Consider the following 21,010-nt stretch of genomic DNA (forward strand, 5'->3'; position numbering starts at 1 on the left):
AAGGGGATATAGTTTGCCGCCAATGTGGCGACAGGTGTATTTTCCTCTGTGCCCGTCACCGGGACGGGCACAGAGGAGGTGAGATCGTGGTGCACGCGTTCCGGCGGACAGCGGGTTCGTTAGGCGTCGGTCTCTGCCTGCTGGCGGTTTCGGCATGCCAGGTGGCGGGGGAAAGTCTGCAGAAGGCGCTCGACAAGGCGGTTCCTCCCGAGTACACCATTACGGCGGAGGCGCCGTTCGCGGGGTCCAAGGCGGAGACGTTCGGGGACGGGGCGGCGGCGATCGTGCCGCCGGAGGCGGTGAAGGCCGGCGCTTTTTCCCGTAAGGACGTGGCGGTGGCGTACCGGACGGCGAAGAAGATGCTGGTGGCCGCCTACCTGGACCGGGTGACACTTCAGGGCGGGAAACCGCAGGCGTTCGCCCGGCTCCTCGGTCCGGAGCAGCGCAAGGATTTCCTGAAGAATCTCGACCACAAGGATCAGAACAAGAACAGCCGCGGCGAGGTGGCGAGTTTCGCCAAAGGGCAGGCGGAGCTGGTCGGTGATGTCATAAAGGTGCAGGGCAAGATGTCGGCCAAGCCGCGTAAGGGCGATGACGGCGGCGCCGAATTGCGGGTGACGTACGAGTACCGGTTCGTGTACGCGGTGCGTAAGCCGGGGACCGGCATGATCACCCGGGTGATGGCCTACGACAAGGGCGCCTACGACTTCTGGCGGGACGCTCCCGGGGGGCCTCTTCAGCACTGGTGGATGGGCTCGGACGAAAGATGGCAGGCCGGTGTCGAGTGCGAACCGGACGACGGCTTCATCCGGCCGACCTATCCCGATGCCGCGCCGACCGGGGTGCAGCCCTCGGGGCCGGTCCAGGACGCCTACGGTGAAGGGGAGTCCAGCGACGAGGATTGCGGCAGCGTCGGGGACATCTGACCCAGCCCGGCGGCTCTCTTCGGCATCTCGCCGCCGATCGGGCTCCCACCTGTGACAATGGGAGCCAGTGATGATGCCGGAGATCGCGTTTTCCGCGCTGCACCCCGAGGTTGTTTCTGCGTTGCGCGCGGCGGGGTGGGCGCCAGGGCGAAAGGTCGCGACCGCGGCGTGGGTCGAGCCGCTGGTCTGTGAGGGGCATGTGGTGAGCCCGCTCGCCGAGGCCGTGCTGGCGTCGCTGGGCGGGCTGGTGATCCAGCCGGTCGCCGGGGGCGAGCCGCGCTTTTCGAACGGTGAGCCGTTCAGCGTCGATCCACTGGCCGCCGGGGCCGGGCAGCGGGAGCTGGGCCGGGAGGTCGAGACGGTGCTCGGCGGGAGCTATTTCCCGATCGCCGAGTGGCTGAGCTATTCGAGCGTGTTCCTTGAGGCCGGGGGCCGGATGGTGGCCTGCGGGCTGGGCTGGATCTGGGAGCTGGGCGGCACCTTCGAGGAGGGGCTGGAGCTGGCCGTACGCGCGCACCGGCCGCTCGTGTGCCTGCACGCCGACCCCGGGCTCGACCCCTGGCCGTGAGACTCCTGGCCCTGAGATCCCTGGCCGTGAGACTCCTGGCCCTGAGACCCCCGGCCGTGACGCCGACCGGGCGTCAGCGCTCCCGGGTGGCCGAGACCAGCGCGAGCACCGCCGCCAGCGCGCACAGCCCGGCCGTGAGCAGGAAGATCTCGGTGTACTCGGTGTGCAGCGCCGCCTTGACCTGCGCCTGGTACTCCGCCATCCGCCTGGCGTACTCCGCCTCCTCCACCCCGAATGGCAGCGGCGTGTCCAGCTCCGCGGTCAGCGACCGGAACCGGTAGAACCCCCACGCCGACAGCCCGGCCACGCCGAGGAGCATGCCCATCATCCGGGCGACGACCACCGCCGCCGAGGCCACGCCGTGCTGGGCGGCGGGGGAGACCCGAAGCACGGCGGAGGAGACCGGCGCGATCACCAGGCCGAGCCCCGCCCCGGCCAGGATCAGGTCGAGGTCGATCCGGAGACCGGCGGCGGCCAGGTCGAGCGGCCACTGACCGATCCGGATATATCCGGCGGTCGCCAGGGCCAGACCGGCCACCGCGACCGTTTGCTCACCGAGCCTCCTGGCCAGCAGCCCGCCCGCCAGCGCGGTCACCGCCAGCGCCACCAGGAACCTGGACAGCACCAGCGCGCCGCCCACGGCGTCCAGGCCGAGCAGCGTCTGCGCGGTGAGTTGTACGTCGACCAGCGTGACCAGCAGCGCCGCGCCGCTCAGGAAGCTCACCCCGAGCCAGCCGAAGAACGGCCCCCGGCGCACCCGCGTGAGGTCGATCAGCCGGTGCCGGGCCCGGCGCTCCCACAGGACGAACGCCACGCCCACGGCCACGCCCGCGAGCGCCAGCGGCGGCCCCCACGGCGGCAGCACCGCCCGCTCCGGCTCGGGGTTGTAGAGCCCGGCCACCAGCAGGCCCAGCGCGAGCGCCAGCAGCAGCCCGCCGGTCACGTCCGTGCGCGGCCGGTCGGCGCCGTCGTCCCCGGCGGGCGGCGCGGCCCCGCCCGGTACGGTACGCCACACCGCGACCGCCGCGAGCGCCGACAGCGGGAGGTTCACCCAGAAGATCCCCCGCCAGCCGACCAGGGCGGCCACGCCCGCGCCGTACAGCGGGCCGAGGACGCTGCCCAGCTCCTGGGCCGCGCCCACCGCGCCGAGCGCCACCGGCCTGGCGTGCTCGTCCCACAGGTCGGCGACCAGCGCCATGGTGATCGGCAGCAGCGCGCCCCCGGCGAGGCCCTGCAACGCGCGCCCGGCGACCAGCGGCGGCACCGATCCGGCCAGTGCGGTCAGCGCGGACCCGGCGGCGAACCCCGCCAGGCAGGCCAGGATGAGCGGACGCCTGCCGTACCGGTCGGACAGCCTGCCGAGCAGCGGCATCGCCGCGACGTAGCCGAGCAGGAACCCGGTGACGACCGGGGTCGCCCGCTCCAGGCGGTTGAGCGGGACGCCGACGTCGGCGGCGATGTCGACCAGGACGGTGACCACCACGTAGGCGTCGAGCGCGGCCAGCAGGACGGCCGTGCCGCCCACGCCCAGCGCGACACCGCGCCGGGCCCGCCGGGACGCACCGCCGCCTGAGAGCGCGGCATCAGAGGGAGCGGACGGGACGGTCACTTCGGCGCGGTCACCTGCACCGGGGCATCGTAGTCGCTGAGCGTCACGACCACCGTGCCGGACGCCTCGCCCTTGCCCAGCGGGAGGCTGGCCTTCACCAGCCGGCCGTTCGCCTTGTCCAGCCACAGCGTGGCGTCCGACCCCTGCTGGACGCCCGGCACCACCGTGGACAGCGCCGCCTGCGGCAGCGTGGCGGTGACCCGGTAGGCGGCCACGCCGCCGACCTCCTCCTCGGCCTGGGTGGCCGCCTTGGTGGACGAAGCGAGCAGCGCGGGCACGCCCTTGGCCGGATCGAGGATGGCCGAGGGGTCGTAGAAGGCGGCGAGCTGCCGCCTGGTCATCGTCTGGTAGCCGCCGGTGGGCCCCTTGAAGTGCACGGTGTCGCCGAGCAGGACGAAGGCCAGCTCCTGCAGGCTGCCGATCACCTCGATCTGGACGGTGCCGTCGGCGTCGCCGGCGGCGGTCAGCCTGCCGTCCGCCTTGCGCACCGAGACCGGCGGGCTGCCCTCGGTCTCGATCGCGAACGCCGCGCTCTTGACCGTGCGCATCGCCGTCGCGGACTTCTTCATCAGCTCCTCGCCCGGCGGCAGCGCCGAGCCCGACGCGCCGCAGCCCGCCACGGCCACCGGCACGGCGAGCAGTGCCAGGCACAGCGCGAGCGCGCGTATCCGGGCCCTCACCGCAGGCTCTTCAGGTGGTCGATCACCGGGTCGAGGGCGCACTGGAGATCGCGGATCTGGTCGTCGGTGAGCCTGTCGATGAAGTGCTGGCGTACACCCGCCACGTGGTGCGGTGCCACCCGCTGGATGGTCTCCCAGCCCTGCTCGGTCAGCACCGCGAACGTGCCGCGCCGGTCGTCGTCGCAGCTCTCCCTGGTGACCAGCCCGGCCGCCTCCATGCGCGATATCTGGTGGGAGAGCCGGCTGCGCGACTGGATCGTGGCGTCGGCGAGGTCGCTCATCCGCATCCGCCGCTGCGGGCTCTCCGAGAGGTTGACCAGGATCTCGTAGTCGTTGAGCGAGAGCCCGAACTCGTGCAACTCGCGGTCGAGCCGGTGGGAGAGGAGTTTGTGGGCGCTGAGATGGGAACGCCACGCCCGCTGCTCGACCGAGGTGAGCCAGCGGGGTTCGTCGGTGCTCATGCCATGAATCTATACGCAGGTGGCCGATCGCGTACTGTCGCGCAGACGACCTTCATTGGCCACGGGTCCGGCTGATCCGCAGGTCTGGTGAGAGGTTTCTCATTCGATGCTCACCCTGCCCCAATGCGGCGCGGCGATCGTGGGAAACGGCCGGGAGAGGCAGCGAGGGCACGGGAGGCAGGCATGCTCAGGCGACTACTGCGGCTCCTCCTGGTGGTCTCGCTGGTGCTCACCCTCGGCTGGGGGGCCACCGGCACGGCGGCGGGGGTCGTACGGGGGGCACCGGGGGCCGTACCGGCGTCCGCCGCCCTGCTCGCCGACGACGGCGACGACGAAGACGATGACGACGATGACGACGATGACGATGAGGGCGAGGCCCGGCGGCAGCGGTACCGCCCGGTGGCGCGCGCCGAGGGCGGGGCCGTCCGGCGCAGGAGCGGCGAGCCCGGGGAGAGGCGGAAGGCGGACCCGGTGCGCGCTACGCCCTCCGGCCGGGAGCCCTCCGCCGCGCCGCCCCGGCGCCCCTTGCCGGGCGACGAGGAGGCCGCTTCCCGTCCTCAGAAGCCGCGGAAGCCGGAACAAGAGGAGAAGGCGCCTGTCGCGTCCCCGCACGGTACGGAGCGGCCCCACGAGGCTTCTGCGGGCGGCGGGACGCCGCTGGCCGAGGTCGATGGCAGGCTCGTGGGCACCGAGTCGGCGCAGAGCGAGGGGGCGTGGGCGCTGGTGATGAGCGCCCTGGCGGCGACCGGCATGTTCCTCGGGGGCGCGTTCTGGCTCTCGCGCAGGCCCGTCATGAACGGCCCGGGGGCACACGGCGGCAAGCCGAAGACCCGGCGTGCCACGGCCGTCCGCGCCCGTTGCCCCGGCCCGCCCCGCCGTACCCGCTGACCGCCGATCAGGGGGAAGGGGCGGCGGCACGGTCGTAGGCGGTGCGGGAGGCGACCACGGCGGGGCCGTGCCGTTCGGCCCAGGCGGTGAGCCCCACCAGGTGGTCGTACAGCTCGCGGGCCATCTCCGTGGCCGTGTACTCCACCTTGGCCGGCACCGTCGGGTAGACCGTCCGCACGATCAGCCCGTCGCGTTCCAGGTTGCGCAGGGTCAGGGTGAGCATCCGCCTGCTGATGCCGCCGATCGACCGCTCCAGCTCGGTGAAGCGCACCGGCCCGCCGGCGGTCCGGATCAGCACGGTGATGCTCCACTTGCCGCTGACGCGGTTGAGCACGTCGAGGATCGCGCACGCCTGCCCCTCATCGACGTGCTCGGTCACATCCGTGTTCCGTTGTGACATGAAACTGCCTCCTTCCGCGTACGCCCTCGGTAACAAATGATGGCCCCCATAACAGAACATGTCCCACAGGGGGAAGGGGACCCAGGTGCCCGTCACCATGAACGAGGCCACGCGCCGGCTGATCGACGGCCGGAACTTCGCCACCGTCGCCACGCTCAACCCGGACGGCAGCCCGCACACGTCGGTCGTGTGGGTCATGCGGGAGGGCGAGGCCGTGTTGTTCACCACCACCGAACGCCGCCGCAAGGCGCGCAACCTGGCCGCCGATCCGCGGATCAGCCTGTCGATCTTCGAGATGGGCGACCCGTACAACTACGCGGAGATCCGCGGCACCGCCGAACTGCTGGAGGACCCGGGCAAGACGCTCGGCCGCACGCTGTCGCACAAGTACGTCGGCGAGGACCCGCCGCCGGAGCCCGCCGACGTGCTCCGCCTGATCGTCAGGGTGACCCCGGAGAGGGTCTTCCACGCGTCCTTCGGATAGCCGTCGCGCACGAAGAGGGCCCGGCCGCCGTCACCGGCGGCCGGGCCCTTTCGGCGCGCGCCGTGGGGGCGCGCGAATCGGCCGAGGACCTCGCCCGCCTCACAACTTTGGCCGGAGCGGGACGGACGGGACCTCCCATCGCGAACCGAACTGACACGCGGAGTGAGAAACCTACTACCCGATGCATGCAAGTTGGTTGCCACCGGTTAGTGTCGCAAATCCTGCGGCCTCATTAAAAGCAAGAGGTACGAGCCTTTGTGACATATATCACGCTGGCACAAGACGGATATACCGGGCGGCGAAACGGCATTCCCGCTGGTAAGGCGCGGTGTTTCGCGGGAGACTCGCCGACAGACACAAGTCCGAGGACCTCGTCCGTCTCACATCTTTGGCCGGAGCGGGCCGGGCGGGGCCTCCCATCGAAAGGAAGTCCACGTGTCTGTTGACCCATGCCCGCCGAACGGGCACGACCTCGCGGCCACGCCACGGATCCGCCCCATCCGCCCCGCCGTACGGCGGGCAGTGGGGGATCGCAGATGACCTCGTCCGCGACGGCAGACCCGGACGACGACACACCCGCGTCACGCGAGGCCACAGCCTCTCCGGCGCTGCCCCTGTCCGCCGTCCGGGACGTACGCCGGGCGGTCCGCTTCACCGCCTGCGGCCTCGCCGACTCCTACGGCGCCGACAGCGAGGACATCGCCCAGGAGGTGCTGCTGGCCCTGCTCACCGCCCACCGGCTGGGCAGGCTCCCCGAGCGCCCGGCGGCCTGGGCGCAGACGGTGGCCCGGCGGCGCGCCTGGAAGTCCGACATGGACCGCCGCCGCGAGGTGCCCGTCGGCGGCCCCGGCGAACTCGACCTGGTCTCCTCGGCGACCGGCGCGCGCGGCGACGAGATGGCCGACCTGACCGTGCAGCGGCACCGGCTGGTCGGCTGGATCGGCGACCTGCCGCCCGAGGTGCGGGCGGTGATGGCGCTGCGGATGGACGGCTACTCCGACGGCGAGATCGCCCAGCGGCTGCGGATGAGCCGTTCGCTGGTCAAGGTCCATGCCCGGGAGGGGACCGAGCGGCTGCGCGCCGCCCTGGTCGGCCAGATGGCCGCGGAGATGGCGGCCGAGCAGGCCGAGCGCCGCGCCGAGCAGGCCGAGACCCGCCAGGCCGGGCCCGTGCCCGCCTGTCCCGCCCCGGCCGCGCCGTCGCCGTCCGAGGACCGGGCGCTGGCCGGTCTGCCGCCCCGCCAGAAGGAGGTGCTGCGGCTCAGCCGCCGCGGGTACACCCCCGCGCAGATCGCCCGCCTGCTGGGCCTGAGCGCCAACACCGCGCGGGTCAACCTGTACCACGCCCGCAAGCGGGTGCGGCGCGATTTGGGACTGCTGGACGACCGGCGTCCGGACGACGCGGGCCCGCGGGCGGGCCGGGCATGAGGTACGGCGCGGACACCGCCATCGCGCGATCCCCAATCGACCGACGAGGAGAGGTGCCCATGGCCCCGGCCGACCCCGGCAGCGGCGCACGGCCCGAGCACGATGAGCACGATGACCACTCGCGGGAGGAGCCGCCCACGACGCCCGCCGCGGCCGGTGGCGGTCCGCCTTCGGCGACCGCCGTGTTCGACGACGCGCTCGCCACCGCGGCCGGCGGCGTACGGGCCGCCTACGAGATCGGCCTGCTGTGGGCCGACGAGATCGGCCGGGACATCGAACACCGGCTCGGCCTCGACGCGGGCGACGAGCTGGCCTGGAGCGACCAGCGCTACGGCCGCGCGCTGGCGCTGTGCTCCCGCCTCGCCGAACTGGCCGCCGCCCTCCAGGCCCTCCACGACGACACCAGGAAGCTGACCCGCACCGGCCCGCCGTGAGACCACCAGACGGCCGGGTCGCCGCCCCTTTCGGGGCGGGCCCGGCCGCGGTGGGGCCGGATCAGGCGTACTTGCAGATCAGCGCCTGGCTGCCGCCCTGTGCGTAGCCCAGGTAGGTGAGGCTCGGGTTGAAGTAGACGCAGGCCGCCGACGGGCTGCCGCTGCCCGCGTAGACGAGGTTGGGCGTGCCCCAGCGGTAGCAGCTTAGGCCGCCGTTGTAGAAGCCGATGGTGGCGGAGGGGTTGACCTTCGCGGCGCAGTAGTCGCCGAGGGAGAGCGGGCTGTAGACGACCTCGGTGGCCGCCTGCGCGGGGGTGGCCGAAACGGCGACCGTACCGAGGCAGGCGAGGGCCGTGACGGCCATCGCGGCGAGTGCGCGGGTGCGTCGGGGCATGGCGGACCTCCATGGGGATGCGGCGAATGACGCCGGAAGGGGGCGCGGGCGGGCATGACGAAAGCCCGCCGCCGGGCGAGGGATGGGGTGCTGCGAGCCGATGAGCTGTGCTGATCGCAGTATTAAATAGGAAACCTTCCTGTGCAATGGGCGGAGGGAGCCTTTCATCCCAGCTTTGCCCGTTGTCGTCGCCCGGTCAGGAACGTGCCATTCGGCCGCCTCGCCTCCCGGAAAAGACCCGCGGGGGTTTCGGTCGTGCGCCGAGCGACCCCGGCCTCCCGGACCTGCCCGGACGCCGCGCCGTTTCGTGATCGAGCCGCCGTCCCGTATCGGGCCGAAATCGCCCCGGAAAGCGCTTACGATCGCGGTGACCAGCAACAAGATGTTCCGGTCAGGGCCTTGACGGAGTGTGGGCCCGGCATGTTGCCTTGAATTGGCCGTGGCGCACGTGACCGCGGACGCGTACGACGGGCCGGCGCGGGGGATTGAGACGGTTACCTGCGGAGGTGATGTCGATGCTGATAGACGCGATCCTGCGGACCAAGGGCACGGCGGTGGCGACCGTGCCGCCCGACGCCAGCGTCCGGCGGCTGCTGGCGGTGCTGGCCGAACAGAACATCGGAGCCGTCGTGGTGTCGGAGGACGGTGCCACCATCGCCGGCATCGTGTCCGAGCGCGATGTGGTCAGGCGGCTCAACGAGCAAGGGGCGGAGGTGCTGGACGCCCCGGTCTCGGCGATCATGACCACCGAGGTCCGCACCTGCGCGCCGGACGCCAACGTCGACGAGTTGCGGCGCACCATGACCACGCACCGCATCCGGCATGTGCCGGTGGTGAACGGCGGGCGGCTGGCCGGACTGGTCAGCATCGGCGACGTCGTGAAGAGCGCGATCGAGGAACTGGAGACCGAGAAGGCCCACCTGGTGGAGTACATCCACCGCTGAGCGCCGGGCGGATCCCTCACCGCCAGTCAGCGAGAACCCTACGGCGTTGTCAAGTTGTCCGGATTTGCCGGATTCGGCCGGTCCTTTCCGCTTTTCGCGGCGAGGGCCGGCCGTCCCGCATCGGTCCGGACGGGCCCGAAACAGGGGGCGGACGGCCCTAGATGTCGGGTTTTTCGTGACTGATGTGATCTAAGTGGTTAAGGTTGTGGATTTTCCCGACATGTCAGTGTGGGAACTGCTATGAAGATACGCGGCCAAGATTTCTGACAGAAGGGGTCACCATGAGCCGCGGATCGCAAGATCCGTCGTACGGCGGTCACCGCGAGCCTGACCATGAGGAGATCTGGGAGCAGACCGGCGCTCTCGACCCTGACTGGTCGGCCGATGCCGCGGGCTCCCCGGAGCGCGGCGACGGCGACGTGCTGTCGGACGGATGGGAAACGGACGCCGAAGAGGAGCCCGCGCCCGAGTCCGATGACAACCTCCACATCAAGACCGGTGTCCACATGGCCCTCGACCCGAGGCTCATGTCGGACGACCGCGAATGGACCGAGGGCGAGCGCTGGGACGATGGCGCCGACCAGCCCAAGGAATGGGAGAACGAGTCCAGGGAGTGGGAGAAGACCCACCACGCCGACGACTGGGAGCCCGGTGAGGACGGCCCGGGCACCGAGGAACGGCGGGGATTCCTCGGGGCGGGTGTCCGGCACCAGCACGACTACGACGAACCGGACCTCGCCGAGGACGAGGAGCGCCCGCGCCGGGGCAAGGGCCTGCTACTGATCGCCGCGGGGGCCGTGGTGGCCGCCACGGCCGGCGGCTGGATGCTGTTCGCCTCGCTCGGCGACTCGTCCGATCCCTGCACCAGCGCCGCGACCTGCGCGTCCGTGGGGCGTCCCGCGCCCACCGCGGCGCCGGCCACCACCTCCGCCGAGCCGACGCTGGAGGAGGCCGAGGAGCCGCTGGACCCCACGGTCACGCCCACGGCGGAGGTGTCGACGACCTCACCCACGCGGGGCGCGGAGCAGGTGGCCACCCAGCCCACGGCCGAGCCCACGCGGACCGGCGAGGCCCGGCCGTCGCCGACGCGCACCGGCCGGACCTCCCACGCCCCGAGGCCCGAGGCGGAGGAGCCGGAAGAGCGCCCGAAGCCGCAGGAGAGCTCGGTGCCCAAGCCGAAGACCACGACCTCCGTGCCGCTGCCCCCGCCCAGCAAGTCTCAGGCGCCACCGCCCCCGCCGGAGAAGGAGAAAGAGAAGGAGAACGGCGGATTGCTGGACTGGCTCTTCTGAGTCCGGCGCGGTCAAGGACAGGCGGTCGAGCGGGGCCCGGCGCACCGGGCCCCGCTCACGCGTCCGGCGTGCTTCCCGCCGCTGCGGGGGCCGCCGGTACGCCCGGCCCGGCGAAGTCGATGACCCGGTCCGCCCAGCGGTCGAGCAGCACGGTGTCGTGGCTGATGGCCAGCACGCCCGCCCCGGTCCGCCTGCGGTAGGCGTCCACCACGCCCACCAGCAGGGCCTGCGTGGACGCGTCCAGCATCGTCGTCATCTCGTCGCAGATCAGGTAGCGCGGTTCCAGGCTCAGCGCCCTCGCCAGGCACGCGCGCTGGAGCTGCCCCTCCGACACCTCGTGCGAGCGTCGGGTCAGCAGGTCGTCGGTCAGGCCGGTCTCGCGGGCGAGCGCGCGGACCCGCTCGGGGTCCGGGCGGCCGTTGGCCGCCAGCGGCTCGGCGATCACCTCGGTGAGCGTCAGGCGCGGATCGACGGCCTGGCGGGGCGACTGGTAGATCAGGGCCACGCTGGTGCGCAGCCGCCGATCGGCCCGCTGGCGCCAGCCCCGTACGGTGACGCCGTCCACGCTGACCTGCCCCGACCGTGGCCGCAGCATCAGCGCGAGCACCCTGGCCAGGGTGGACTTGCCGCAGCCGCTCGGCCCGGACAGCGCGGTCACCAGGCCCGGCTCGACCGACAGCGACACGTCCGCGAGCACGATTTTGCGCTGGTAGGCGACGGTGACGTCCTTGGCCTCAAGCATCGGCGGTCTCCAGCGGGTGGTGGCAGGCCACGCCGCCGCCGAAGGCGGGCGGCGCGGCGCACGCGTCGTCGGCGCGGGGGCAGCGGGGGCGGAACGCGCAGCCCTCCGGCAGCCTGGTCAGTTCCGGCGGCAGGCCGGGGATCGGCGCGAACTCCCGGTCCGGCTGGGCGGCGAGCAGGCCCGCGGTGTACGGATGGCGGGGCCGGGCGAACACCCGGGCGGCCGGGCCCTGCTCCACCAGCCGGCTGGCGTACATCACGGCGATGTCGTCGGCCACCTGTTCGGCGGCCCGCAGGTCGTGCGTGATCAGCAGCACCGCGCGGCCCTCGTCGCACAGCTCGCGCAGCGTGCCCATGGCCTTCTCGACCAGCGGCCGGTCCAGCCCGCTGGTCGGCTCGTCGGCGAGTACCAGCCACGGGTCCCCGGCCAGCGCCATCGCGTTGGCCACCCGCTGGGCCATCCCCCCGGACAGCTCGTGCGGGTAGCGGTCCAGGTCGGCGGGGCGCAGGCCGTACCGCAGCACCAGGTCATCGGCGCGTTGCGCCGAGCCCAGTTCGCGCAGCGCCTCGGTGAGCTGCGCCCGCGCGGTGCGCACGGGCGTGAGGTGGGTGGCCGGGCTCTGCGGGATCAGCCCGATCCGCCGCCCCCTGACCCGCCCGGCCAGTACGGCGGGCGGCGCGGAGAGCAGTTCGACCGGCTCCCCGTCGCCTTCCAGCCAGGCCGCGCCGGACACGGTGGCGTTGCCCGGCAGCAGCCCGAGCAGCGCGTGCGCGAGCACCGACTTGCCGCACCCGGACTCCCCGACCAGGGCCAGGCAGCGGCCCGGCCGTACGGTGAAGTTCGCGTCGCTGACCGCCCGCACGGTCCCGCCGGGGACGCGGAAGGTCACCGTCAGCCCCTCGGCGCGCAGCAGCCGTCCTTGAGTGGTCACAGTTCCAGCTCCGATCGCTGCCTGGGGTTCAGCCGGTCGCGCAGCCGCTGCGCGAGCACCGCCACGGCCAGCGTGGGCACCAGGATGAACAGGCCGGGCACCAGGCTCGGCCACCACGCGCCGGTGAGCAGCGAGCGCTGCCCGTCGCTGATCATGTTGCCCAGCGAGGCCAAATGCGGCGGCAGGCCCAGCCCGAGGAAGCTGAGCGCGGTCTCGTGCCAGATGGCGTGCGGCACCATCAGCACCGTGGCCAGCAGCAGGTGCGGGAACAGGTGTGGCAGCAGGTGCCTGCGCACGACCCGGGTACGGCTGGCCCCGCCGGAGATCGCCGCCTCCACGAACGGGCGCGAACGCAGCGACAGCACCTCCGAGCGGACGATCCGGGCGGCCGTCGTCCAGTGCGTGACGCCGACCGAGACCACCACGGCGACCGGGCTCGGCGCGAACAGCGCGACGATGAAGATGCCGAACAGCAGGTGCGGCAGCGCGTTGAAGCCGTCCACGACGCGCATCAGCAGCCGGTCGGCCAGGCCGCCCAAGCTGCCCGCGGCGAGCCCGACCAGGCCGCCGATGACCATGCTGACCAGCGCGGCCACCAGACCGACCAGGAAGGAGACGCGCAGCCCGTAGATCGACCTGACCAGCAGGTCGCGGCCCACCTCGTCGGTGCCGAACAGGTGGGAAAGGGACGGGGGCTGCCCCGCCGCGCGCAGGTCCACCAGGCTCTGGTCCAGTTGCACGATCGGCGGGACCAGGACGACGGCCAGGGCCAGGACGGCGAGGGCGGCCAGTGAGAGGCGTACCGGCATCAGCCCACCCCCAGCGTACGGACCCGGGGGTCGGCGACGGTGTAGGCGATGTCGGCGAGCAGGTTGCCGGCCAGCACCGCCACGGTGCCGAGCAGGGTCAGCGCGGCCAGCAGCGGGAAGTCCACGGCCAGCGCCGCCTGCACCGACGTACCGGCCACGCCCGGCCAGGAGAACACGGTCTCCACCAGGATCGCGCCGGTCACCAGTTCGGGCATCCGGGCCCCGAGCAGGGTCAGGAACGGCAGCAGCGCCGAGCGCAGCGCATGCCGGACCAGGATCGTGCGTTCGCGCAGGCCGCGCGCCCGGGCGCCGATCACGAAGTCCTCGCGCAGGGTGCCGATCACCGACTCGCGTACGTACAGGACCAGCCACGACGACTGCGACACGGCGAGCACCACCACGGGCAGCACCATGTGCGCGGCCACGTCGCCGACGGTGATCGAGGTCGAGGCGGCGTCGGTGAGGCCGCCCGCGGGCAGCCAGCCGAGCGTCACCGCGAACACCGAGATCGCCAGCAGGCCGAGCCAGAACACCGGCGCGGCCTCGTTGGCGAACGCGCCCCCGACGATCAGCCGGTCCAGCCACGACCCGCGCCGCCAGGCCGCGATCGTGCCGACCACCAGCGAGGCGGCGAACATCAGCACCATCGCCGAGCCGGTGGCCAGCAGGGTCCAGCCCAGCCGTTCGCCGATGACCTCGGCCACCGGCCGGTGGAAGGAGCGGGACTCGCCGAGGTCGCCGCTCACCAGATTGCCGAACCACGCGGCGAACTGCTCGTGGACCGGCCGGTCCAGCCCCCAGTTCGCCCGGATCTGCTCAAGGATCTCCGGGGAGGTGACCAGCGCCCGGTCGCCCAGGTACTGCCGCACGGGGTCGAACGGCGAGGCCTGGGCGAGGGCGAACATCACGATGGTGACGATCACGAGCAGCGGGACGGCGAACGCGACCCGCCAGGCGACCATCCGCAGGACGGCTCTCACGCGGCGGGTTTCCAGGTGTGGATCGTCGCGAACAGCCCGCCGGTGGCGTGCTCGTGCGCGTCCACGCCCGGGGTGATCCCGGTGTACTGGCCGCGGACCACGTAGACGTGCTTGAGGAACACGATGTAGGTCCACGCCTGGTCATCGTGGATGAACTTCTGGAACTCGCGGTACGCCTGCTTGCGTTCCGCGTCGCCGGCGGACGCGCGGCCCTTGTCGAGGAGTTCGTCCACCTTGGGGTTGTTGTAGTGGCCCGGGTTGAAGTATCCCTCTCCGGCGTACTTGGAGTGGAACAGCTCGTAGTTGATGTAGTCGGGGTCATAAGGGCTGCCGTAGCCCATGATCAGCGCGTCCTCGGCCATGCGCGGCTCGATGGCGTCCCAGTCCAGGCCGGCCGGCTCCACCGCGATGCCGATCTTCTTGGCGTCGGAGGCGACGGCCAGCGCCAGTTCCTTGCGCAGCGAGTCGCCCGCCGGGTACATGAGCGTGAACTCAGCCCTGCGGCCGTCCTTCTCCCTGATCCCGTCGGCGCCCGGCTTGTACCCGGCCTCCTCCAGCAGCCGCTTGGCGGCCTCCTGGTCCGTCTTGCCGGTCACCTCGGGGTTGTGCCAGGCGGTGTCGGGCGAGATGGGCCCGTACGCCGGGGTGCCCGCGCCGGCCAGGATCGCGTCCACGATCGCCTGCCGGTCGATGGCCAGATCGACGGCCTTGCGGATGGCCTTGTCACCGGTCACCGGCTGCTTCATCGGCCAGGCGATACCGCGGTAGTCGGCGGTGTGGGCGTCGTACACGGTCAGCCCCTGCTGCCCGCGGAACCCGGCCGCGGCCTTGGGCGGCAGCACGGTGGCGTCGAATTCACCGGCCCGCAACCGCGTGGCCCGGACATTGTCATCGGGCGCGAACGCGAGCACCAGCCGGGAGATCGCCGGAGCGCCGCCCCAGTAGTCCTTGTTCGCCTCCAGCACGACCTTGTCGCCGGGGGTCCAGGACACGAACTTGTACGGCCCGCTGCCCACGGGCCTGGTCTTCTCCAGCGTCCCCTTCGGCACGATGCCGAGGGTGGTGCGCTGGGGGAGCGGGGCGTAGGGGTGGTTCAGCTCGAACACGACCGTGGTGGGGTCGGGCGCCTCCACCTCTTTGATCGCGGCGTAGTCGCCCCTGATCGAGGAGTTGTTCTTGGGGTCGAGCAGCGCCTCGTAGGTGTACTCGACGTCTTCACTGGTGAGCGGCTTGCCGTCGTGGAACTTCACACCTTGGCGCAGGGTGAACGTGACGGTCTTGCCGTCCTCGGAGATCTGCGGGGGCGCGGTGGCGAGGGAGGGCTTGAGGGTGAGGTCGGGGGACCGGGTCATCAGGCCGTCGAACATCATCGACCCGCCGTCAGGGGAGAAGCCGAGCACGGGGCTCAGGTTGTCGAACTCAGAGCTCATCCCGATGACGAACGTGCCGTCGTCGGCCTTGCCCGCCGGTGCGGCGGGGCCTTTGGGCGCGGAGCAGGCGGCGGCGGTCAGCATGCCGAACGCGACAGACAGCGCGATCAGGCGCTTCATTACAGATAACCTCCGAGGTGCGATCAAATCGGACCCTAACCAGGATTGTTCGCAGTTGCAAACAAGTCGCAACTGGGGGTCCGCGTAGACTCCTCCCGTGAAGCTGAAGCTGGATCTCCACCCGATCTACAACCGGGGCGGCGAGATCGACAAGGCGCTGCGCGGCATCATCGACGAGGCCATCCGGAAGAAGGCGACGGAGGTCGAGATCATTCCGGGCAAGGGCTCAGGGCAGTTGAAGAAGAAGGTCCTGCGCTTCCTTGATCAGAAGGAGATCAAGGCCCTGTACCACCGCATCGACAAGGACTCCAAGAACCACGGGCGGCTGTTCGTCTACTTCCGCCACCGCTGATACCTCCACCACCACCGCCGAGCGGGACGCCACGCGGTGGGAAAAGCTGGGTAACGGCCACATATGCGGTGGCCTGGTGTCACGTCTGTGAATCCAGGCGAATGATGCGCTGTTCGTGACGAGTGTCGTGAACGAGTCGCTGGAGCAGCGTATGGGGCAGATGACAATGATCGGTACGACCGCGCTCGCGGCCGTACTGCTGATCACCGGCGAGACGGCCGCGCGCGGAGACGCCGGGCTCGAACGGCCCCCAGGGGACGGCAAGGTCGCGGCATCCCCGGTGCAGGACCCCGCCGCGACCCTGGCCTACTGGACGGACGCCCGCCTGGCGGCGGTGACCAACGAGCCGCCCCTCAACGGCCAGGCCCGGGGGAGCGCCCCGGCGCCGCCGGCACGCCCGGGGCGCGATGAGTCGCACACGCAACGGCCCCGGCACCGGGAACGCCCGGGCGCCGAGCGCCCGGACCGGGCCAGGCCGTCCCGCGGCGGCCCCGCGAGCCGGGAGGAGTCCAGGCGGCGGCCGGGCCCCTCGCGGTCGGTGAACCTCGCGCGGCCGGCGGCCGAAGATCCGAGGAACAGGATCCTCACCAAGGGCGGCGACAGCCGGGGGTACGCGCCCTGGCCCACGCCGTACTCGGCGGACTCGCGCTCACGCATCACCGGGAAGCTGTTCTTCTTCGACGAGGTCGACCGCCGGGACGAGAGCTGCAGCGCCAGCGTGGTCAAGTCGCAGAGCCGCAACGTGATCAGCACGGCCGCGCACTGCCTGATCAACGGGACCACCTGGTCGAGCCGGGTGCTGTTCATCCCGGCGTACCGGGAGTCGGGCGGCCGGGTGGAGAGGCCGTTCGGCCGGTGGGCGGCGACCCAGTCGTTCATCCCGCGCCGGTACCTCGACGCCAACGCCGGGTTCAACGTGGACATCGGGCTGGTCGCGCTGGCCCCCGACGACCGGGGCCGCCGGGTGCAGAACGTGGTGGGCGGATTCGTCCCGCACATCAGCCGGACCGGCACGAAGTTCCCGCCGGTGATCAACCTGGGGTACCCGCAGGAAGGGCCGTACACCGGCGGCCTGCTGTACCGCTGCGACGCCCACGTCACCGACCTGAACCACCGCGACGACAACAGCCTGCTGACCACCCGCAACTGCCGCGTGGCCCCGGGCAACAGCGGCGGCCCGTGGATCACCCGCTGGCCGCACCACCACGGCCCCGGCCCGGCCATCGGCCCGCCGCCGCCGGTCTGGGAGGAAGAGGAGAAGGGCTGGCTGCGTCCATTGCCGCGCAGCGCCGAGTGCCGCCCCGAGGACCACCACCACTGGTACCTGATCGGGGTCCTGAACAGCGGAAACGGCACCTCGGAAGCGGCCAGGCTGCACCCGTCCACCTACGGGATCCTCGCCGGTCCGGCCGACCGCGCCGCGCTCCGCGCCGCCGGCCAGGACCACCGCCTCGCCACCACCAACGCCGTCCCATGCGGCACCCCGGCATCGGCCGGCTCGGATTCCTGACCCGCTGGGCCGGGCGGCCGGCCTGGAAAGGCCGTGCCGCCCGGTGCGGATTCCCGTACCGGCCGGGTGTGGGCTTTTCAAGCCGTGCATCAACGTCGTGCCGGGCGGCCGGGTTTCCAGGCCGTACCGTCCGGTGTGGTCAGGGCCACCGATGGCCGCATCGGGATCGCGCCGGGTCCGTATCGGGTGGCCGGACTTTCAGTGTCGCCTGGTGCGGACCGGGGCGTGCCGGGCGGTGATCGGAGGGGCCGGGCCCACCGGATGTTCGGTGGGGCCGGCCCCTCCGCGTTTTTCGGTGCCGACGCCGTTGCCGGGCGTGTCCGTGCCCCCGTGGAACGGACCTGGCCACGTCACCGGTGCGCCGGATCTGTGTCCGGCCCGGTCGGTGTCGGCCGGCTCGGCGAGTGCCGATTTCATCTGCGGGTGTGCGCTCGGCGGGCGCCCGGCGCCGGGGCGGCCCGCGCCCGGGCGCCCGGCCGAGCCGCCGGTGACTACATGGCCGCGACGACGTCGCGCGTCATGCCGGGCCGGTCGTGGCCACCGGCCCGCCGGGTGACCCTGGTGCCCCCGCAGGTGACCCGGGTACCCGACGCCATGGTGTTCTGGCAGGTAACGAGTGTTCCGCGCATGGTCCAACTGGTGGACGCGCCGCAGGTGACGCGGGTGCCCCGGCGGTGCCTGGTCCAGCTCGTGGACGCCATGGTCCAGCTCGTGGACCGGGGGGCGCCGGCGGTCACCCGCGTGCCCCGCATGGTCCAGCTGGTGGAGCCGCCGCAGGTGACGCGGGTGCCCCGGCGGTGCCTCGTCCAACTGGTGGACGCGGTCACCCTGGTGCCCCCACGGGTGACGCGAGTGCCCGACGACACCGCCCCGGTGTACTGCTGCCTCTGTACGGATTCCCCCGTGATACTCACGATCTACCCCTTGTTCAGCTCGTTGTTATAGATAATATGTTCGATAGGATGAGCGCGCGGATTCCAGGGTCGCCGGAACCCGGCGCGTTCGGGTGGAGGGTCGTCCGCGGCGATGGCGGTCGCGTCCGGAGGACGCGACGGCTCATGCCCGCGGGCCGCCCCCGTGGCAGGCTGTGGTGGTGAGTGCGCCGCCGGCGCAGGGCGTCTTCGCCGGCCCTGCCGTACCGCGTGGCGCGTGTCCCCAGCGGGTCCCACGGCCTGGTGTGGCCGTGGGCCGATGATGTGGCCCGCTGCTCGCCCGTACCGGCGGCGAAGGCCGGTCGTGGTCGGTCAGCGGTCGATCGGCGTCATTCGCTGCCTCGCGTCCGATCGCCGTCGGTGTGCTCGCAAGCGGTCCCCCGACCGCTTCCGGGAAAGACTCCCCCGTCCCCCGGTGAACCCATCCGAACCGGTCGGCTCCTGCTCGGCCATCCGAATCGCCCCCTGTAGGTCACTCTCACCCCCTGCCGGCTTACATATGGTTCGACGCGGGCGACCGCGGGTTTGTTCGCCGAATCCGGCCGCCAATTTGATCAATATGTTCCCGGGCCCCGGGAGAGGGGCGGTCAGAGCTTGCGGAAGTCCCGGGCCTCCTCGGCCGCCGCCAGGACGTCGGCGAGCGCGGCCCCGCCGCCCGCCGTGGCCGCGGCGGCCACCGCGCCCTCCACGAACGGGGCGTCGGCGACCACGACGGAGCCGTGTTCCTCCATCAGGCGCGCGGTCAGCACCGAGCTTCCGATGTCGGGGATGAGCACCACGCCGCCGCCCCGGTCCGCCTTCTCGATCGCGGCGGCGATGCGGTCGGCGCTCGTACCGAGCCCGCCGTCCTCGTCGCCCCCGGCCGCGGCCACCGTGACCTCGCCGCCGCAGATCTGCGCGGCCATCGCCGCCGCCGCCTCCGCCAGCCCCGCGCTGTGCGACACCAGCACGATCCCCACCATCGGCCCGCTCACCTCGCCTGCCCCGCTCATCGTGAACCGCTCGCCGAGATGTGCAGCGCGCGCATGATCAGGGCGCTGGAGGCCGCACCGGGGTCGAGGTGGCCCATGCTGCGCTCGCCGAGGTAGCTGGCCCGGCCCTTGCGGGCGCGCAGCGGGACCGTGGCCCTGGCCCCCTCCTCGGCCGCGCGGGCCGCCGCGTCGAACGCCTTGCGCCTGCCCGCGCCGTCCTGGAGCGCCTGTTCCAGGGCCCGCACCGCCGGGGTCAGGGCGTCGACCATGGTCTTGTCGCCCTGCTCGGCCGACCCGAGCGCGCGTACCGCGGCGAGCCCGTCCGTGAGCGCCGCCGCCAGCTCGGCCGGGCTGACCTCGGGGGAGTCGCCGAGGCTCTTGCCCGCCTGCCGGAAGAAGGTCCCGTACAGGGGACCGGACGCCCCGCCCACCTTGCGGATCAGCGTGCCGCCGAGCAGTACGAGCGCGTCGCCGGGCGTGCCCGGCGGCCGGGCGGACAGCGCCGCGCGCACCGCGGCGAACCCCCGGTCCAGGTTGGCCCCGTGGTCGGCGTCGCCGATCGCCGCGTCCAGGGCGGTCAGGTGCTCGCGTTCGCCGGCGACCAGCCGGGTGATCTCATCGATCCAGTCGGTGATGAACGCCGCGTCCACCGGCGGGCCTCCTCAGTGTCCCCAGCGCAGCGCGGGTGTCCGCACGGGCGCGTCCCACAGCCGGGTGAGATCGTCGGTCAGCGCGCACACGCTGACCGAGAAGCCTTGCATGTCCAGGCTCGTCACATGGTTTCCGACCAGGCTGCGGGCCGCGGTCGCGCCGTGCTCACGCAGGTAGGCGTCCACCTCCGCGAAGGCGATGTACAGCTCGATCAGTGGGGTGCCGCCCATGCCGTTGACCAGCACCAGCGTGTCACCCGACAGCGGCAGGTCGGCCTGGAGGGCGTCCATCGCCACCCGTACCAGCTCGCGGGCGGTGCCCGCGGGCCCGCGGGAGCGGCCGGGCTCGCCGTGGATGCCGATGCCCAGCTCGACCTCGTTCCCGGCCAGCTCGAAGGTCGGCTTGCCCGCGGCGGGCGTGGTACAGGCCGACAGCGCCACCCCGAACGAGCGGCTGCGCGCGTTGACCTCGTCGCCGATCGCGGCCACCTCGGCGAGCGGCGCGCCCTCCTCGGCCAGCGCCCCGGCGATCTTCTCCACGAAAAGCGTCGCGCCGGTGCCCCTGCGCCCGGCCGTGTAGAGCGAGTCGCGTACCGCCACGTCGTCGTCGACCAGCACGCGGGCCACCTCCACGCCCTCGTCCGCGCACAGCTCGGCGGCCATCTCGAAGTTGAGCACGTCGCCCGTGTAGTTCTTGACGATGTGCAGCACGCCCGCGCCGCCGCTGACCGCGGTCGTGGCCTCGACGATCTGGTCGGGCACGGGGGAGGTGAAGATCTCTCCGGGGCAGGCCGCGTCGAGCATGCCGTACCCCACGAAGCCGGCGTGCAGCGGCTCGTGACCCGAACCGCCGCCGGAGACCAGGCCCACCTTGCCCGGCCGAGGGCCGTCCGCGCGGTAGACGACGCGGGCGTCCAGGTCCACGCGCAGCTCGCGGTGGGCGGCGGCGAGGCCGGTGAGCGCGTCGGTCACCACGGTGTCCACGGCATTGATGATCTTTTTCATCGGGCTTCCTCGTCCGGGGATGCTGCCTCACCGACCACCCTGTGCCCGCGGGAGTAATCGCGCAACCGTGT

The 21,010-nt window shown here is 72.2% G+C and carries 24 protein-coding genes; 11 read left to right on the forward strand and 13 right to left on the reverse strand.

The genetic code is table 11. The annotated features are described in order from the left end of the window. Positions 1–86 precede the first annotated feature (86 nt). Both DP939_RS11625 and DP939_RS11630 read left to right on the forward strand, forming a co-directional pair. Positions 87–926 (forward strand): hypothetical protein, encoded by an 840-nt coding sequence (locus tag DP939_RS11625; protein ID WP_147267954.1) that lies wholly within the window; start codon positions 87–89, stop codon positions 924–926. Positions 927–996: 70 nt separating this feature from the next. Beyond that, positions 997–1,494, forward strand: a complete 498-nt coding sequence (locus DP939_RS11630; RefSeq protein WP_113980620.1) for an SUKH-3 domain-containing protein — start codon at positions 997–999, stop codon at positions 1,492–1,494. Positions 1,495–1,567: 73 nt separating this feature from the next. On the opposite strand, the gene DP939_RS11635 is transcribed toward DP939_RS11630, so the two are convergent. The 3 genes from DP939_RS11635 to DP939_RS11645 are packed head-to-tail and all read right to left on the reverse strand — an operon-like array spanning position 1,568 to position 4,244. Continuing rightward, positions 1,568–3,103, reverse strand: a complete 1,536-nt coding sequence (locus DP939_RS11635; RefSeq protein WP_113980621.1) for an MFS transporter — start codon at positions 3,101–3,103, stop codon at positions 1,568–1,570. Beyond that, complete coding sequence (locus DP939_RS11640) at positions 3,100–3,783, reverse strand: LppX_LprAFG lipoprotein (RefSeq protein ID WP_225878171.1); 684 nt, start codon at positions 3,781–3,783, stop codon at positions 3,100–3,102. Before DP939_RS11640 ends, DP939_RS11635 begins: the two co-directional genes overlap by 4 nt. Beyond that, the gene (locus tag DP939_RS11645; protein WP_113980622.1) at positions 3,780–4,244 is read right to left on the reverse strand and encodes a MarR family winged helix-turn-helix transcriptional regulator; all 465 of its coding nucleotides are present in this window, start codon (positions 4,242–4,244) and stop codon (positions 3,780–3,782) included. Before DP939_RS11645 ends, DP939_RS11640 begins: the two co-directional genes overlap by 4 nt. A 183-nt stretch (positions 4,245–4,427) precedes the next feature. Here DP939_RS11645 and DP939_RS11650 point away from each other — a divergent pair, with 183 nt between their 5' ends. Further along, positions 4,428–5,132: a hypothetical protein gene (locus DP939_RS11650; protein WP_113980623.1), complete on the forward strand. Its 705-nt coding sequence runs from the start codon at positions 4,428–4,430 to the stop codon at positions 5,130–5,132. 7 nt (positions 5,133–5,139) lie between these two features. Here DP939_RS11650 and DP939_RS11655 read toward each other — a convergent pair whose 3' ends face one another. Further along, on the reverse strand, positions 5,140–5,532 hold the full coding sequence (locus DP939_RS11655) for a winged helix-turn-helix transcriptional regulator (RefSeq protein WP_113980624.1): 393 nt from the start codon (positions 5,530–5,532) through the stop codon (positions 5,140–5,142). Positions 5,533–5,617: 85 nt separating this feature from the next. On the opposite strand from DP939_RS11655, the gene DP939_RS11660 reads away from it, so the two are divergent. The 3 genes from DP939_RS11660 to DP939_RS11670 all read left to right on the forward strand — a co-directional run bounded on the left by DP939_RS11660 (position 5,618) and on the right by DP939_RS11670 (position 7,877). Continuing rightward, on the forward strand, positions 5,618–6,016 hold the full coding sequence (locus tag DP939_RS11660) for a PPOX class F420-dependent oxidoreductase (RefSeq protein ID WP_113980625.1): 399 nt from the start codon (positions 5,618–5,620) through the stop codon (positions 6,014–6,016). Between the two features lie 536 nt (positions 6,017–6,552). Further along, positions 6,553–7,443, forward strand: a complete 891-nt coding sequence (locus tag DP939_RS11665; RefSeq protein WP_158578541.1) for a sigma-70 family RNA polymerase sigma factor — start codon at positions 6,553–6,555, stop codon at positions 7,441–7,443. Between the two features lie 59 nt (positions 7,444–7,502). Next, positions 7,503–7,877, forward strand: a complete 375-nt coding sequence (locus DP939_RS11670) for a hypothetical protein (RefSeq protein ID WP_113980627.1) — start codon at positions 7,503–7,505, stop codon at positions 7,875–7,877. A 61-nt stretch (positions 7,878–7,938) separates the two neighbouring features. Here DP939_RS11670 and DP939_RS11675 read toward each other — a convergent pair whose 3' ends face one another. Then, a complete protein-coding gene (locus tag DP939_RS11675; RefSeq protein ID WP_113980628.1) occupies positions 7,939–8,271 on the reverse strand; it encodes a hypothetical protein in 333 nt (110 codons plus the stop codon). 515 nt (positions 8,272–8,786) lie between these two features. Between DP939_RS11675 and DP939_RS11680 the strand changes: the two genes are divergently transcribed. Together DP939_RS11680 and DP939_RS46125 are read left to right on the forward strand one after the other, a co-directional pair. Further along, positions 8,787–9,215, forward strand: a complete 429-nt coding sequence (locus DP939_RS11680) for a CBS domain-containing protein (RefSeq protein ID WP_113980753.1) — start codon at positions 8,787–8,789, stop codon at positions 9,213–9,215. 281 nt (positions 9,216–9,496) lie between these two features. Then, on the forward strand, positions 9,497–10,507 hold the full coding sequence (locus DP939_RS46125; RefSeq protein WP_158578542.1) for a hypothetical protein: 1,011 nt from the start codon (positions 9,497–9,499) through the stop codon (positions 10,505–10,507). Positions 10,508–10,562: 55 nt separating this feature from the next. On the opposite strand, the gene DP939_RS11690 is transcribed toward DP939_RS46125, so the two are convergent. The 5 genes from DP939_RS11690 to DP939_RS11710 are packed head-to-tail and all read right to left on the reverse strand — an operon-like array spanning position 10,563 to position 15,519. Beyond that, a complete protein-coding gene (locus tag DP939_RS11690) occupies positions 10,563–11,249 on the reverse strand; it encodes an ABC transporter ATP-binding protein (protein WP_113980630.1) in 687 nt (228 codons plus the stop codon). Further along, positions 11,242–12,180, reverse strand: coding sequence for an ABC transporter ATP-binding protein (locus DP939_RS11695; protein ID WP_225878172.1), 939 nt, complete (start codon positions 12,178–12,180; stop codon positions 11,242–11,244). The genes DP939_RS11690 and DP939_RS11695 overlap by 8 nt, the downstream gene beginning before the upstream one ends. Beyond that, positions 12,177–12,989 (reverse strand): ABC transporter permease, encoded by an 813-nt coding sequence (locus tag DP939_RS11700; RefSeq protein WP_113980631.1) that lies wholly within the window; start codon positions 12,987–12,989, stop codon positions 12,177–12,179. The genes DP939_RS11695 and DP939_RS11700 overlap by 4 nt, the downstream gene beginning before the upstream one ends. Then, positions 12,989–13,969 carry an ABC transporter permease gene (locus DP939_RS11705; RefSeq protein WP_225878173.1) on the reverse strand — a complete coding sequence of 327 codons (981 nt, stop codon included), beginning with the start codon at positions 13,967–13,969 and terminating at the stop codon, positions 12,989–12,991. The genes DP939_RS11700 and DP939_RS11705 overlap by 1 nt, the downstream gene beginning before the upstream one ends. Then, the gene (locus tag DP939_RS11710; RefSeq protein ID WP_113980632.1) at positions 13,966–15,519 is read right to left on the reverse strand and encodes an ABC transporter substrate-binding protein; all 1,554 of its coding nucleotides are present in this window, start codon (positions 15,517–15,519) and stop codon (positions 13,966–13,968) included. The genes DP939_RS11705 and DP939_RS11710 overlap by 4 nt, the downstream gene beginning before the upstream one ends. 97 nt (positions 15,520–15,616) lie before the next feature. Here DP939_RS11710 and DP939_RS11715 point away from each other — a divergent pair, with 97 nt between their 5' ends. The 3 genes from DP939_RS11715 to DP939_RS46130 all read left to right on the forward strand — a co-directional run bounded on the left by DP939_RS11715 (position 15,617) and on the right by DP939_RS46130 (position 18,326). Continuing rightward, a complete protein-coding gene (locus DP939_RS11715; RefSeq protein ID WP_113980633.1) occupies positions 15,617–15,871 on the forward strand; it encodes a Smr/MutS family protein in 255 nt (84 codons plus the stop codon). A 115-nt stretch (positions 15,872–15,986) separates the two neighbouring features. Then, a complete protein-coding gene (locus DP939_RS11720; RefSeq protein WP_147267956.1) occupies positions 15,987–17,381 on the forward strand; it encodes a hypothetical protein in 1,395 nt (464 codons plus the stop codon). A 423-nt stretch (positions 17,382–17,804) separates the two neighbouring features. Beyond that, entirely contained in the window at positions 17,805–18,326 is a 522-nt protein-coding gene (locus tag DP939_RS46130; protein WP_158578543.1) for a hypothetical protein, read from the forward strand. A 574-nt stretch (positions 18,327–18,900) separates the two neighbouring features. Here the strand turns inward: DP939_RS46130 and dhaM are convergent. The 3 genes from dhaM to dhaK are packed head-to-tail and all read right to left on the reverse strand — an operon-like array spanning position 18,901 to position 20,939. Then, positions 18,901–19,305, reverse strand: coding sequence for a dihydroxyacetone kinase phosphoryl donor subunit DhaM (gene dhaM, locus DP939_RS11730; protein WP_225878174.1), 405 nt, complete (start codon positions 19,303–19,305; stop codon positions 18,901–18,903). After that, positions 19,302–19,934: a dihydroxyacetone kinase subunit DhaL gene (gene dhaL, locus DP939_RS11735; RefSeq protein ID WP_113980637.1), complete on the reverse strand. Its 633-nt coding sequence runs from the start codon at positions 19,932–19,934 to the stop codon at positions 19,302–19,304. The genes dhaM and dhaL overlap by 4 nt, the downstream gene beginning before the upstream one ends. Positions 19,935–19,946: 12 nt before the next feature. Further along, on the reverse strand, positions 19,947–20,939 hold the full coding sequence (gene dhaK, locus DP939_RS11740) for a dihydroxyacetone kinase subunit DhaK (protein WP_113980638.1): 993 nt from the start codon (positions 20,937–20,939) through the stop codon (positions 19,947–19,949). Positions 20,940–21,010 lie beyond the last annotated feature (71 nt).

This window comes from Spongiactinospora rosea, from assembly GCF_003315795.1.
GTDB classification, from domain to species: Bacteria; Actinomycetota; Actinomycetes; order Streptosporangiales; family Streptosporangiaceae; genus Spongiactinospora; species Spongiactinospora rosea.